Origin of the sequence: Pedobacter africanus (genome assembly GCF_040548825.1) — a bacterium.
GTDB classification, from domain to species: Bacteria; Bacteroidota; Bacteroidia; order Sphingobacteriales; family Sphingobacteriaceae; genus Pedobacter; species Pedobacter africanus_A.
This window is the reverse complement of sequence record NZ_JBEPSL010000006.1, coordinates 78,203-91,812: the sequence shown is the minus strand read 5'-3', so window position 1 is coordinate 91,812 and position 13,610 is coordinate 78,203. Positions and strand designations below refer to the sequence as shown.

The 13,610-nt window shown below is 44.4% G+C and carries 12 protein-coding genes; 7 read left to right on the top strand and 5 right to left on the bottom strand.

The features are described 5' to 3' along the window. Window positions 1-9 precede the first annotated feature (9 nt). Window positions 10-1,191 carry an amidohydrolase family protein gene (locus ABIE26_RS24125; RefSeq protein ID WP_310146304.1) on the bottom strand — a complete coding sequence of 394 codons (1,182 nt, stop codon included), beginning with the start codon at window positions 1,189-1,191 and terminating at the stop codon, window positions 10-12. Between the two features lie 73 nt (window positions 1,192-1,264). On the opposite strand from ABIE26_RS24125, the gene ABIE26_RS24120 reads away from it, so the two are divergent. The 5 genes from ABIE26_RS24120 to ABIE26_RS24100 all read left to right on the top strand — a co-directional run bounded on the left by ABIE26_RS24120 (window position 1,265) and on the right by ABIE26_RS24100 (window position 5,378). Then, on the top strand, window positions 1,265-1,957 hold the full coding sequence (locus tag ABIE26_RS24120) for a helix-turn-helix transcriptional regulator (protein WP_310146303.1): 693 nt from the start codon (window positions 1,265-1,267) through the stop codon (window positions 1,955-1,957). A gap of 87 nt (window positions 1,958-2,044) precedes the next feature. Beyond that, a complete protein-coding gene (locus tag ABIE26_RS24115) occupies window positions 2,045-2,542 on the top strand; it encodes a DinB family protein (protein ID WP_310146302.1) in 498 nt (165 codons plus the stop codon). A gap of 73 nt (window positions 2,543-2,615) precedes the next feature. Then, complete coding sequence (gene rluF, locus ABIE26_RS24110; protein ID WP_310146301.1) at window positions 2,616-3,548, top strand: 23S rRNA pseudouridine(2604) synthase RluF; 933 nt, start codon at window positions 2,616-2,618, stop codon at window positions 3,546-3,548. 29 nt (window positions 3,549-3,577) lie between these two features. Further along, window positions 3,578-4,627 (top strand): 23S rRNA (adenine(2503)-C(2))-methyltransferase RlmN, encoded by a 1,050-nt coding sequence (gene rlmN / locus ABIE26_RS24105; protein ID WP_310146300.1) that lies wholly within the window; start codon window positions 3,578-3,580, stop codon window positions 4,625-4,627. Between the two features lie 52 nt (window positions 4,628-4,679). After that, entirely contained in the window at window positions 4,680-5,378 is a 699-nt protein-coding gene (locus ABIE26_RS24100; protein ID WP_310146299.1) for a ComF family protein, read from the top strand. 187 nt (window positions 5,379-5,565) lie between these two features. On the opposite strand, the gene ABIE26_RS24095 is transcribed toward ABIE26_RS24100, so the two are convergent. Both ABIE26_RS24095 and glyA read right to left on the bottom strand, forming a co-directional pair. After that, window positions 5,566-7,878 carry an ATP-binding protein gene (locus ABIE26_RS24095; protein WP_310146298.1) on the bottom strand — a complete coding sequence of 771 codons (2,313 nt, stop codon included), beginning with the start codon at window positions 7,876-7,878 and terminating at the stop codon, window positions 5,566-5,568. 19 nt (window positions 7,879-7,897) lie between these two features. Next, window positions 7,898-9,169, bottom strand: a complete 1,272-nt coding sequence (gene glyA, locus ABIE26_RS24090) for a serine hydroxymethyltransferase (protein WP_310146297.1) — start codon at window positions 9,167-9,169, stop codon at window positions 7,898-7,900. Between the two features lie 94 nt (window positions 9,170-9,263). Between glyA and dxs the strand changes: the two genes are divergently transcribed. After that, window positions 9,264-11,192 carry a 1-deoxy-D-xylulose-5-phosphate synthase gene (gene dxs / locus ABIE26_RS24085; protein WP_310146296.1) on the top strand — a complete coding sequence of 643 codons (1,929 nt, stop codon included), beginning with the start codon at window positions 9,264-9,266 and terminating at the stop codon, window positions 11,190-11,192. A 4-nt stretch (window positions 11,193-11,196) separates the two neighbouring features. Here the strand turns inward: dxs and ABIE26_RS24080 are convergent, their stop codons facing one another. Continuing rightward, entirely contained in the window at window positions 11,197-11,946 is a 750-nt protein-coding gene (locus ABIE26_RS24080; RefSeq protein ID WP_310146295.1) for a DeoR/GlpR family DNA-binding transcription regulator, read from the bottom strand. A gap of 91 nt (window positions 11,947-12,037) precedes the next feature. On the opposite strand from ABIE26_RS24080, the gene ABIE26_RS24075 reads away from it, so the two are divergent. Continuing rightward, window positions 12,038-12,595 (top strand): 5' nucleotidase, NT5C type, encoded by a 558-nt coding sequence (locus tag ABIE26_RS24075; protein ID WP_310146294.1) that lies wholly within the window; start codon window positions 12,038-12,040, stop codon window positions 12,593-12,595. Here the strand turns inward: ABIE26_RS24075 and ABIE26_RS24070 are convergent. Next, window positions 12,568-13,599, bottom strand: a complete 1,032-nt coding sequence (locus ABIE26_RS24070) for a GntR family transcriptional regulator (RefSeq protein ID WP_310146293.1) — start codon at window positions 13,597-13,599, stop codon at window positions 12,568-12,570. The two genes, ABIE26_RS24075 and ABIE26_RS24070, sit on opposite strands and share 28 nt — an antisense overlap. Between the last annotated feature and the right edge of the window lie 11 nt (window positions 13,600-13,610).

Sequence of the window (13,610 nt, the reverse complement as noted above, 5' to 3'; positions counted from 1 at the left end):
AAATCTGCATTATTTTAATAAGCGCTGTAGCTTATTGCCTAAAATCACTGTTCCATCCTTTTCCTCAAAGCTAAGCAGGTTTACGCCGGGCTGCTTGCCGGGTTCAAAGCTACCAAACTGCTCCGTTATCCCTAAAAATTCTGCACCATTAAATGTAGCCCATTTCAGCAATTCCTCGGTAGGGATACTAAAATGCTCCTGCAGTACATTCAACTCCGAAAGCAAATCCAGACTGGTATTGCTGGCCAGGCTATCTGTTCCTATTGTGATCCTCAGCCCGGCCTTGCGCATCATGTCTACATCAGGCAGGCGGTTCTCTATATATAAATTTGCCCTGGGGCAAAGGCACCAGTAAAGATTTGGATGAATGGACACTGCAAAAGCGGCATCAGCTGCTGAGGTATAAGTATTGTGGACCAGCAAGGTTTTTAACTCTGGCGGCAGCAAGGGTAAATAAGTCTGCAGCGATGTCTTTCCCGATGGCTGATAAAAGCCTATGTCCTGTCCCAGAAATTCAAAAAGACCTAAAAAGCCGCCTTTTTTATCTTCAAAAAAAGCATTTTCATCTTTAGTCTCCTGGTTATGAATGCTGATCGGCCCACCTGCTTCAGCTGCATATTGAGCAAGCACCTTAAACAGCGCGGCCGACACGGAGTACGGAGCATGAGGCACCAGGGACACGGGCAGCAGTTCAAACTCCGCTTTTAACTGTTTCGCCCTTTCCATGATGGCGTCAGCCTGCTCGGGCCTGAATCCCATAATCTCAAGAAAAGTGTGGTAATATAGTTCTGAATGCTGTTTGATGTGCTTTGTAACCGGCTGATTGGAAATATCACCCACAGCCACAATGCCCTGTGCATACATGACCGCATCAGCCTTAGCCATAGCCTCCTCCCGTTCCTGCTCATTGAAGTTTCTGAGTTTGATCACCAATTGTACAAACTCCGGTAAGCCGGTATGCTGCGGAATCTGGTCTTTCAAATGAGAAAGCTCCAGGTGGCAATGTGTGTTTACAAAGCCCGGAGCCAGTAGGCCCTCATAATGTCGTACATTTTTCAGCTGATTCTCCCTGGCTTCTTCCGCTGTAAAAACACCATTTATCGCGCCTTGTTCATCAAAAGTTAAGACGCCATTTTTTATGGGCGGGGCAGAAACAGGATAAATGTATGTTGCTGAAACAGGAGATATCATATGCAAATTAAAGAATTTTTTATGCAAACGCCCTGCCCATCTCTTATATTTGTGCAACACCATTCCAGCTCCCATGAATCGTATAGACCGCCTTTTTGGCATACTTGTACTACTGCAAACCAAGAAATATGTTACTGCAGAAAAAATTTCTGAACAGTTCGGGATCAGCGTACGTACGGTCTATCGCGACGTAAAAGCGCTTTTGGAACAAGGGGTGCCCATCAGCTTTGAGCAACCCAAAGGTTATTTTATTGTACAGGGTTATTTCCTGCCCCCGGTCTCTTTCACTTCTGATGAGGCCAATGCACTACTGATCATGGAGCGCCTGGTTTCCCGCTTTGCAGACAAATCTATTTTTACCAATTATACCACCGCCCTCAATAAGGTAAAGGCTGTACTGAAACATTCGCAAAAGGAAAAATTGGAACTGCTCAATGACAGCATCAAGTTTCAGCTGCACCATGAAATGATCAATGAGGAATTTGACCATCTGGCCGGTCTTCAAAATGCGATATCAGGTCAGTACGTAATAGAGCTCGATTACCAGAACAACAATAAAGAAAGCAGCAAACGCCAGGTTGAGCCCATAGGGCTTGTATTCTATGCCTTTAACTGGCACCTGATCGCCTGGTGCCACCTGCGTAAGGAATACCGCGATTTCAGGGTTTCCCGCATCAAAAAAGTAAGGAACCAGGAAATGCCCTTCCGCAAAACAGACCACATGCACATCAATGAGTATATGAAGCTGCTACCTGTTAAATATTAGATCAAAAAAAAACAGACTGCCATAGGGTTGTCAGTGCCCCTCTGTTTCTTTGTGTTGTTAATCATTAAAACTCAAATAAACAACGTTATGAACAGAATTGGAATGTTTTTGAAAGAACTGAATGAAGCCGCAGCAACTACCCGTAAAATGCTGGAAAGAGTACCAACCGATAAATTTGACTGGCAGCCACATCCAAAAAGTATGACGGTTAAAAGGCTTGCTACACACATCGCCGAACTTCCTTCCTGGATAACAATGGCACTAACTACCGATGAACTTGATTTTGCCAATAACCCTTATCAACCGGAAGACATCAAAAATACAGAAGAGCTGCTCGCTTATTTTGAAAAATCGCTGGCAGACGGGCGCAGCCACCTTACAGATAAATATGAAGAAGTGTTAGATAAAGGCTGGACGCTAAGAAACGGAGAACAGGTTTACAGCGTAGAGCCTAAGGCCGATGTGATCCGCATGAGCCTGAACCAGGTTGTTCATCACCGGGCACAATTAGGCGTATATCTGAGGCTGCTCAACATCCCTATACCAGGAAGTTTCGGCCCGAGTGCCGATGAAATGGATTTTTAAAATATACAATTTGATAGTTTATATGGGTATAAATTGATTTCTTTGTAAATAATTTCAATTTATACCCATATCCATGTCTGATTCGACTACCCGATTAAATAAATACATTAGTGAGAGTGGCTTGTGCTCAAGAAGAGCGGCCGACAGGTATATAGAGCAGGGAAATGTATACATTAACGGCAAAAAAGCCAAGGTAGGCGACAAGGTATTTTTTGGGGACATTGTAACGGTGAACGGCCAGAGCATTGAGCCTAAAGAAGTGGAACAATCTGTTTTAATTGCCTACAACAAACCCGTTGGCATTACCAGCACCACAGAAGCCGGGGTAAAAGGAAATATTGTTGACCACGTAAACCATAGTGAACGGGTATTCCCTATAGGCCGTTTGGACAAGGACTCGCAGGGGCTGATTTTCCTGACCAATAATGGCGATCTGGTCAATAAAATCCTGCGTGCGGGCAACAACCACGAAAAAGAATATGTGGTAACGGTAAACAAACCGATTACCGATCAGTTCATTACCGGAATGGCTAAAGGCGTTCCTGTTTTAGGGGTGATGACCAAAAAATGCAAAGTGGTAAAGGAAAGTCCGCTGGTATTCAGGATTACGCTTATACAGGGCCTGAACCGCCAGATCAGGAGAATGTGCGAGTATTTTGGTTATGAGGTGACCAAACTGGAGCGGGTGCGGATCATGAACATTCAGTTAAAAGGTATTCCCCTGGGCGAATGGCGTGAACTGACCCCGGAAGAGCTGACAGAGATCTATAATATGGTGGCCAAATCCAATGCCCAGGCCGATACCACACCAAAAAGGGTAAATAAAAAGCCTAAGGCGCAGAACGAGGAAGTCCCGGCAGGTAAAAAAGCCGCAGCAAAACCGCGCAATGCAGATAACCGGAAAAAGCCCGGAACAGCAAAGCCTGCAGGTAAACACAAAGCCGCAGCGGCTAACGACTGGAACAAATCTGGTGGACCATCCAAAAAGAACAGCAGGCGCCGTTAGAAATTTTATTTTTGGTATCTTTGCAGCAAATGCCTGCTACAAGTAAAACAGATATCCGCTCATTAGACCTCGCTCAGCTGCAACAGCACTTTACTGCTATGCAGGAGCCTGCCTATAGGGCAAAACAGGTTTATCAATGGCTTTGGGAAAAATCGGCGCGCAGTTTTGCCGAGATGAGCAATCTTTCAAAAGAACTCAGGGCCAAGCTGGATGCCAGTTACGCCATCAATGTCGTTGAGGTAAATAAATCACAGATCAGTAACGACCATACCATAAAAAGCGCTTTCAGGCTATACGATGGTAACATTGTAGAAGGGGTGCTGATCCCTATGGATGAGCGGATGACGGCCTGTGTAAGCTCGCAGGTAGGTTGCAGTTTGACCTGCAAATTCTGCGCCACAGGATATATGGACCGTAAGCGGAACTTAAACGCCGATGAGATCTACGATCAGGTAGTGCTGATAGACCAGCAGGCCAAACAAAATTACAATGCACCTTTAACCAATATTGTATACATGGGCATGGGCGAGCCCCTGCTGAATTATGCCAATGTATTAAAATCCATAGACAGAATTACCGCTCCCGACGGACTAAACATGTCGTACAAGCGGATTACAGTTTCTACCGCAGGTATTGCCAAGATGATCAAAAAGCTGGGGGACGATGGCGTGAAATTTAACCTTGCACTCTCCCTGCATGCGGCCAACGACAAAAAACGCAATGAGATCATGCCCATCAATGAGCACAACTCCCTGAAAGCGCTGGCCGACGCATTAAAATATTATTTCGCAAAAACCAAGAATCCGGTAACCTATGAGTATATCGTTTTTAACCAGTTTAACGATGAGATAGCCGATGCCATGGAACTGGCCAGGTTCTGCAAACATGTGCCTTGCAAGGTTAACCTGATCGAATATAACCCCATACAATTTGCAGGTTTCCTCAATGCAGAAGGCGATAAGATAGATGCCTTTTCCAATTACCTGAAAAGTCAGGGCATCAACACCAACATCAGGCGCAGTCGCGGTAAAGATATAGATGCAGCCTGCGGACAGCTTGCCGTTAAGGAGACCGTTTAACTCAGCTTAAAAAATTTACCAGCGTAAATCTAAATCTGTATAGCTTGGCAGTATGATGCTGCTTAAAAATATTTTCAGGGACCTGCTGGCCCTGCTGTTCCCTAATCTGTGCTGTGGTTGTGACACCCATTTGTATAAAGGGGAAGACCTGATCTGTACCCGCTGCCTGTACCGGTTACCCTATACCGATTACCACGTCTTTCCTGAAAATAAAGCCGCCAAACAGCTTTGGGGACGGGTACACTGTAATGCGGTAATGTCCCTCCTTTATTTTAAGAAAGGCTCCCGCACACAAAACCTCATTCATCATTTAAAATACAGGGGAGGTAGGGAGCTGGGTGTTAAGCTGGGCCATATGATTGCCGAAAAGCTGATACAGGCACCTGCGTATAGCGGGATTGATCTGATCGTGCCGGTTCCACTTCACCCGCGCAGGGAGCGCAGCAGAGGATATAACCAAAGCATGTGTATTGCTGAGGGTATTGGAGCGGTGTTAAATGTGCCGGTAAGCCGTAACGGGTTAATAAGAACAGGGCTTACCAAAAGCCAGACAAAAAAAGGGAGATACGACCGGTTCAGGAATATGCAGGCTATGTTTGAGGTACGTGATACAGCTTCGTTTAAAAACCTGCATATTTTATTGGTAGATGATGTAATGACAACGGGTGCAACCCTGGAGGCTTGTTGTATTGCACTTCAAACCTGTAGCCCGGCAAAAATAAGTATCGCCACTGTTGCTTATGCGGAATAAGCGCTTTTGAACAAAAATGGCCTTCTCAAAAATAATTTCAGATATTTTTGGGAATTCAAAAAAAATTATCATCTTTGTCCTGAGAGCGTTAATTTAAGGGTCGACACATTCATCCCAATGAATTGTCGGCCCTTTATCTTTTAAGAAAATCTCCAATTTACCACGCTAATCGGTCAATAATTCAACCTTATAAATAAGCAGAAAGGATATCCCGGATTTCTTCTGGCTTGAACGGTTTTAAAATATGCCCGTTCATTCCCGACGCTTTAAATTTGATGTATTCGTTATGAAGCGTAGACGCTGTTAAAGCAATAATTGGCACACTTTTGAAATAATCACCATCCAGTGCCCTGATGCCGCGTGTAGTCTCAAATCCGTCCATCCCCGGCATTTTGATATCCATAAAAATGAGATCATAGGTTTGTTTTTGCACCATTCCAATGGCTTCTTCTCCGTTCAGCGCAAAATCCATTTCAGGCCCGAACTTCATCAGGATCCTTTTTGCGATCAGCAGGTTGATCTCATTGTCGTCTACAATCAGTATTTTTTTACCGCTAAAATTAACTGGCTGTGCCGAAGGTTTCATTGAAGGGAAAACAATGGGCGCTTTATCAAAGGCCAGTGTAAATGAAAAAGAAGTCCCCTCGCCTTCCTTGCTTTTTACCTCAATCTCTGAGTTGTAGAGCTCCAGCAGCTTTCTGGTGATGGCGAGACCAAGACCTGTCCCGCCATATTTTCTTGAAATATCGGTTTTGGCCTGTGTAAATGTTTCAAAAACGTAGGACAGCTTATCTTCCGGAATCCCGATTCCGGTATCTGTTATTTCAAAATATATGGTGGCCTGCGTTTCGCTGGCTGCAACCAGCTTTAATTGCAGGGTTATTTTACCCTGATCGGTAAATTTAATGGCATTACCCAACAAATTCATCAGGATCTGGTACAACCGTGTTTTATCCCCCAGCAAGCTGGACGGAATCTGATCATCACCCAGCAGCTCCAGCACATTCCCTTTCTTGGTTGCATTCACATACAAAGAAGTGATGATGTCTGTAGTAAGGTCTTTCATACTAAATGGCAGCGACTCCAGCTGGAGGTTCCCTGTTTCCATTTTAGTGAAGTCAAGAATATCGTTGATGATGTTCAGCAGGTTTTCACCCGAAAATTTAAGGATATTGAGGTCTTCCAGCTGTGATGGCTTTGGGTCATTCTCCATCAGCAAATGCGTCATGCCGATTACAGCGTTCAGGGGCGTCCTGATTTCATGGCTCATTACAGAAAGAAACATTTCTTTAGCCTCGCTCAATTGCAGTGCCTGCTCACGGGCTTCTACCATTTCCCGTTCGGCTTGTTTTTTTTCGGTAATGTCAATAATGATCTCAACTTCTATTTCAACTTTACCGGATTCGTTAAAGACCACCGTATTGTAAATAGATAGCCATATGGGTTGCTTGTCTTTCCGGTAAGCAAGCATGTCGACGGTGAACGATTGGTTTTGCCTGGTGAGTTCTCTTGCTCTTGCCAGGAGCTCCATATCGGTTTTTGGCCCGGCAATTAAATCGCCTAACCTTTTTCCTTTCAGGTCATCCAGGTTAAACCCTGTAATTTTTTCAAAAGCCTCGTTTACCCAGGTTACATGGTTGTTGGCATCATTGATCACCACTGCATTGTTCACCTTGCTGGCTACGAATGAGAGTTTTCTGAGTTCATGCTCTACTTTTTTGTTGTCGCTAATGTCGCGGCCGTAAGCATACCAGCGCCCATTTTTAGCAATCATGCTCCAGCCCAGCCAGCGGATCACGCCTGTTTTACTCACTACACGAAAATCGATGGCAAATTCTTTGATCCTTTTTCTCAGCCCATCCTCAATTGTCCCCACCACACGGTCAACATCATCCCTGTGAAAAAAATTCCAGATGTTTAAACCAATGGCTTCTTCAACGGTATATTCAAGAATATTGGTAACGGCATCGTTGATAAACAATACATTCCCGCTGTAATCAAGAATACAGTGAATCTCGGGAGAAACAGCAGAGATGTTGAGCAACTCTTCATATCGATGGGTATTGGCTTCCAGTTCCTTGCTTTTCTTCTCCAGGACAATATGGGTAATGATCTCCTGGGCCAGGGTTTCGAGCCCCTCCTTTTGCGATTCGCTGAGGCTTCTCGGCGTAGGATCTAATACACAAAGGGCGCCTAATTTCACACCATTTTCGTCTATCAAAGGCGCTCCGGCATAAAACCTGACATGGGGATGGCCTACAACAGAAGGGTGGTCTTTGAATCTTTCATCCGCCTGGGCATCATATACTTCAAAAGTATGTTCACCCTGCATGGTATGTTCACAAAATGAGATGCCCCGTGGCATCTCATTTAATACAGTACCTATTGCTGATTTGAACCAGAGCCTGTCACCATCTACCAATCCAATAATTGCAATTGGTGCATTACATAAAAGTGATGCGAGTTTGGCAATACGATCAAACTGGTTCTCTGATAACATTTAGCTTTGGTAAAAGCCGTTATTTATAAAGTGGAAAACGGCTTACTAAACTTATAACTTTTTCTTTAACCTGCTTCAAATTATTTTCATCTTCTGCATTGGTCAGTACCTGATCAATCAGGTCAACAATTTGTTCCATTTCCGATTCTTTGAAACCTCTTGTGGTAATCGCAGCAGTACCTACCCGGATTCCCGAAGTTACAAATGGTGACTTATCATCAAAAGGAACCATATTTTTGTTTACGGTAATGTCTGCCTTTTCCAGTGCGCTCTCGGCCAGTTTACCGGTAATGTTTTTATTGCGAAGGTCGATCAGCATCAGGTGGTTATCTGTCCCTCCTGATATGATGCCGTATCCTTTAGCTACAAAAGCCTTGGCCATGGCCTGGGCATTTGCCTGTACCTGTTTCACATAAACCAGGTATTCATCGCTCAAAGCCTCACCAAAAGCAATTGCTTTAGCGGCAATGATGTGCTCCAGCGGTCCGCCCTGTGTTCCCGGGAAAACAGCCATATCCAAAACGGATGACATCATGCGGGTTTCGCCTTTAGGGGTTTTCAATCCGAACGGGTTTTCAAAATCTTTGCCCATCATGATCATACCGCCACGTGGGCCACGTAAGGTTTTATGTGTGGTAGTGGTAACGATGTGACAGTGCGGAAGCGGATTTTGTAACAATCCGCGGGCAATTAAACCGGCAGGGTGAGAAATATCAGCCATCAGGAGGGCACCAATTTTATCGGCCACGCTACGTACAAAAGCATAATCCCATTCCCTTGAATAGGCAGATGCACCAACAATGATCAGCTTAGGACGTTCTGCCAGTGCTACCTCTTCCAGTTTTGCATAATCTATTCTTCCATCTTCTTTTTTTACACCGTAAAATAATGGATGATACAATTTTCCTGAAAAATTAACCGGTGAACCATGTGTTAAGTGACCGCCGTGTGAAAGGTCAAAACCCAGGATCTTATCTCCCGGCTGGATCACGGCCAGCATTACTGCTGCGTTTGCTTGTGCACCAGAGTGGGGCTGAACGTTAACCCATTCTGCACCAAAAAGTTTTTTAGCTCTTTCAATCGCAATACTCTCCACCTCATCAACCACCTGGCATCCACCATAATACCTTTTACCTGGCAGGCCTTCAGCATATTTATTAGTTAAACAAGAACCTGCGGCCTCCATTACCTGCTTGCTTACAAAATTCTCCGAAGCAATCAGTTCCAGACCATTTTCCTGACGGTCCAATTCCCTGTCAATCAAATCAAAAATTAAAGTATCTCTAGTCATTTATCGAATTATTATTTTGTAAAATTAACGATTTTCCTTCTTAGTTTGATAACAAAATACCTTACTTTGTACTTTCTATTCGAATAAAGCCTGCATGGAAGATAATAACGGCCCGTTTTTACCAAACATAAATTATCCTGCTGATTTAAAGCAGTATAAAGAACAAGATCTGGAACAAATCGCTCAGGAACTGCGTCAGTACATTATTGATGTGGTCAGTGTAAACGGCGGACATTTTGCAGCCAGTTTAGGTGTTGTGGAATTAACGGTAGCCCTGCATTATGTGTTAAACACACCCTACGACAAGCTGGTATGGGATGTTGGCCATCAGGCCTACGGGCACAAAATACTTACCGGCAGGAAATCTGTATTTCATACCAACCGCCTGCTGAATGGCATCAGTGGTTTCCCAAAGATCAGTGAAAGTGAATACGATACTTTTGGGGTGGGGCACTCTTCTACTTCCATTTCTGCTGCTTTGGGTATGGCTGTAGCTTCTCATTATAAAGGCGAAACAGACAGGCAGCACGTAGCCGTGATTGGCGATGGAGCCATGACCGCCGGACTTGCTTTTGAAGGCTTAAACCATGCCGGAATTGAAAATTCGAACCTGCTGGTGATCCTCAACGACAACTGTATGTCTATTGACCCGAATGTGGGTGCCTTAAAAGAATACCTCACCAGCATTACCACTTCGAAATCCTATAACCGTTTCCGTGAAGACATTTCGCAGGTACTGTTTAAGCTTTCCGAACTGGGGCCAAACGCACATAAGTTTGTAAAAAAGATAGAAAAAAGCATTAAAGGTACCCTGCTTAAACAAAGCAATATGTTTGAGGCACTGAACTTCAGGTATTTTGGTCCGGTTGACGGACATGATGTACAGCGTTTAGTGCAGGTGATCCGGGACCTGAAAGATATCCCGGGACCTAAACTTTTACATTGTGTAACCTTAAAAGGAAAGGGCTTTGCCCTGGCCGAAAAAGACCAGACCAAATGGCATGCGCCGGGTTTGTTCGACAAGATTACCGGCGAGATCAAAAAATCCGTATCCGAAAAGCCGCAACCGCCTAAATACCAGGATGTGTTTGGGCATACCCTGGTGGAACTTGCCGAAGCCAACAAAAAAATTGTAGGGATTACCCCTGCCATGCCTTCGGGTTCATCTATGAACATCATGATGAAGGCCATGCCCAACCGCGCGTTTGATGTAGGCATTGCAGAACAGCACGCCGTTACATTTTCGGCCGGATTGGCAACACAAGGCCTGGTACCCTTCTGCAACATCTACTCCAGTTTTATGCAAAGGGCATACGACCAGGTGATCCATGATGTAGCCATTCAGAAATTAAATGTCGTGTTTTGTCTGGATCGTGCAGGTTTTGCTGGCGCAGATGGCGCCACTCACCATGGTGCATACGACCTTGCCTACATGCGTTGCATACCCAATATGACCGTAGCTGCCCCAATGAATGAGGAAGAACTGCGTAACCTGATGTACACCGCACAACAGGAAAATGCAGGTCCGTTTTCTATCCGTTACCCAAGGGGAAATGGAGTGATGCCAGATTGGAAAAGACCTTTCAAGGCCCTTGAAATTGGAAAAGGGAGAAAGATATGCGACGGAGAAGATGTAGCTATACTAACCATTGGCCATGTAGGTAACTTTGCCGTAGAAGCCTGTAAAGAACTGAACAGCGAAGGCATACACCCAGCGCATTACGACATGCGCTTTGTTAAACCATTAGATGAGGCATTGCTGCACGATGTATTTAAACGCTATAAGAATGTAATTACCGTTGAGGATGGCTGTTTACAGGGAGGAATGGGCTCTGCCGTGCTAGAATTTATGGCCGACCATAAATACAGCGCACAGCTGATCAGACTGGGTATCCCCGATAGCTTTATTGATCATGGAGAGCAAGCGGAACTATGGGCATTGTGTGGCTATGATACCAATTCGATCATCAAAACCATTAAAAAGATTGCGGTAGGCAGAACTACCGAAACCATGGCTTCTTAAACTTTCATACAATTGCTATTCCGGCAGCTGTATAAACCTGCAGCGCTTCGTGATCAGGATCCATGTCTGTAATGATGGCATCGATCGACTGTGCCTCGCAGATCAGATAAGGCTCTGCTGTCCCGATCTTTTCCAATGTTGAAAGGGCTATCACATACCTGGCCCGCTCTACCATCATTTTCTTGACCTGCGAATCTTCGTAATCTTTTCCGGTTATTCCGTGGCTTACATCAATACTGCAAATCCCCAGAAAACAGACATCCGGACTAACGCCGCTAAGTGCCCGGATAACCTCATGACCCGACGTTGAAAATGCGGTCTTATTTAAACGGCCTCCAATAAAGATCACCTCGGCATTGGGATGGTCTTCCAGTACAGCCGCCACAGGGAAACTATTGGTGACTGCTGTAATCTTCCGTTCTTTGGGCAGATGGCTAGCTACTGCAAGTGCAGAGGTACCAGAATCAAAAAGCACCACCTGCCCATCGCTGATAAATTGCTGGGCCTTCTGTGCTATGATCTCCTTATGACTCACATCGTAATGTTCCCTGTCCCTGAAGTGCAAGGGAATGGGCGAATGAGAAATTGCACCTCCACGGACGGCCTTAAGCAGTCCCTGATCGGAAAGTTCTTTAATATCTCTCCTTACGGTATCCTCAGATACATTCAATAACGCACTCAGATCGCTCAATAGTACCTTTTGGTCTTTACTGACATGCGAGATAATCAGCTGTTGTCTTTCTGCCTTAATCATAATTTAACTGCAATATTATGCAAATATAATAAATATAATTGCAATATTCTGCAATATATAATTACATTTGTTGCAAAATAATTCGAAATACATGAAAAGAACAATTGGAATTGATATGGACGGGGTCCTCGCAAACATTGAGGCCCAATGGTTAGACTGGTATGAGCGCGACTATGGTGTTAAACTGGGGCATGAGGTTTTTATTGGCGTAAAAGAGTCAGATGCCTTCCCTGATAAAGAGGCAGTAAAAAGGTTTGTTTACACCCCTGGATTTTTCCGCACCATCCCGGTAATGGAGGGCGCTGTAGCAGCTGTTAAAAAACTGGCCGAAGACTTTGAAATTTACATCGTTTCGGCCGCAATGGAATTCCCGCTGTCTTTATTTGAAAAAAGAGAATGGCTTGCCGAGCACTTCCCTTTTATCAGCTGGAAAAATATTATTTTCTGCGGAGACAAAAGTGTGGTAAATACCGATTACCTGATTGACGACCACTGCAAAAATCTTGATTACTGCAAAGGGATGCCAATTATGTTTACTGCAGGGCACAATACCAGTCATACCCACCACACCAGGGCAAACAACTGGGAGGAAGTACTTGCCTTAATGGAAGAACAAAAATATCAAAGCGAAGCCCTGAGCGTTAAGTGAAAAGGCACTTCCAGGTGATCCTTGGCATTGTCCAGGATCAGCCTTGCAGTCATTTCGCCCATCTGCCTGAAATCTGTAGATACAGTAGTAATACCGTTTAAAATGATTTTCTTTAAAGGGGTTTCATTGTAGGAAATCACCCCGATATCTTTTCCAAGCTCCAGCTTCAGGTTAATGATCCTTTCTATGAGAATAACCAGGTCATCTTCCATCAGGTTGATGTAAACCTCCCCTTCTGCAATCTCTTCGGCCTGGATCTGGTTCACCACCTTAGCCGCAAAAGCATATTGCTGACAGAAGCGGTAAAAACCTTTCAGGATCTCCATCGGGTAATAACTCCTTTTGGGCATAATGAGCTTAATGGTATGGTATTTACTCAGGTGTTCCCTGGCCTGTTCAAGCGCATTGTAAATGTCATTTTCAAAATTCTCATACACCGCAGCATACTCACCGCTAACCCCCGGCACCAGTTTATCGAGCAAGACCAGCTTTTCTTTGGGAATCTGGTTGATCACCTCGTGTACATGATCATTTGCTTCCATAAAATGAGGGATGATGACATAGTGGGAATAATCGCCCTTTTTATTGGCAATCAGTTTTTTAAACAGATTAAAATCGTTGTTGTAGATGTAAAAATCCACAGCTACGTGCTCGCCCAGGGCCTTGATAAAGGAATCGTAAATGATCTTTTTATGCGCACTGAGCTTATTGAAGAGCAGGAATATTTTTAGGGTACGCCTGAAAGCCGTACTGATGATGTAATAGCCTTTGCCTGGAACCGAGCCTACAATACCAATCTTTTTAAGATGCTTGTAGCCTTTTTCGGCAGTATCCCTGGAAATATCCAGTTCATAGCTCAGTTCGTTGATAGAAGGCAGCAGGTAGCCTTGCTCAATCTTACCGGATTCTATACCGCTTAAGATAGAATTGGTTAACTGCAGGTATTTGGGCGTAGAAGAATATTCATCTACATGGATAAAATCGAAAAAATTCAGCGGCTTCATCTCATCGGCTA

Coding starts and splice junctions, on each gene's coding strand:
- ABIE26_RS24125 (WP_310146304.1), bottom strand. CDS start 1,191: ATGATATCTCCTGTTTCAGCAACATACATTTATCCTGTTTCTGCCCCG.
- ABIE26_RS24120 (WP_310146303.1), top strand. CDS start 1,265: ATGAATCGTATAGACCGCCTTTTTGGCATACTTGTACTACTGCAAACC.
- ABIE26_RS24115 (WP_310146302.1), top strand. CDS start 2,045: ATGAACAGAATTGGAATGTTTTTGAAAGAACTGAATGAAGCCGCAGCA.
- rluF (WP_310146301.1), top strand. CDS start 2,616: ATGTCTGATTCGACTACCCGATTAAATAAATACATTAGTGAGAGTGGC.
- rlmN (WP_310146300.1), top strand. CDS start 3,578: ATGCCTGCTACAAGTAAAACAGATATCCGCTCATTAGACCTCGCTCAG.
- ABIE26_RS24100 (WP_310146299.1), top strand. CDS start 4,680: ATGATGCTGCTTAAAAATATTTTCAGGGACCTGCTGGCCCTGCTGTTC.
- ABIE26_RS24095 (WP_310146298.1), bottom strand. CDS start 7,878: ATGTTATCAGAGAACCAGTTTGATCGTATTGCCAAACTCGCATCACTT.
- glyA (WP_310146297.1), bottom strand. CDS start 9,169: ATGACTAGAGATACTTTAATTTTTGATTTGATTGACAGGGAATTGGAC.
- dxs (WP_310146296.1), top strand. CDS start 9,264: ATGGAAGATAATAACGGCCCGTTTTTACCAAACATAAATTATCCTGCT.
- ABIE26_RS24080 (WP_310146295.1), bottom strand. CDS start 11,946: ATGATTAAGGCAGAAAGACAACAGCTGATTATCTCGCATGTCAGTAAA.
- ABIE26_RS24075 (WP_310146294.1), top strand. CDS start 12,038: ATGAAAAGAACAATTGGAATTGATATGGACGGGGTCCTCGCAAACATT.
- ABIE26_RS24070 (WP_310146293.1), bottom strand. CDS start 13,599: ATGAAGCCGCTGAATTTTTTCGATTTTATCCATGTAGATGAATATTCT.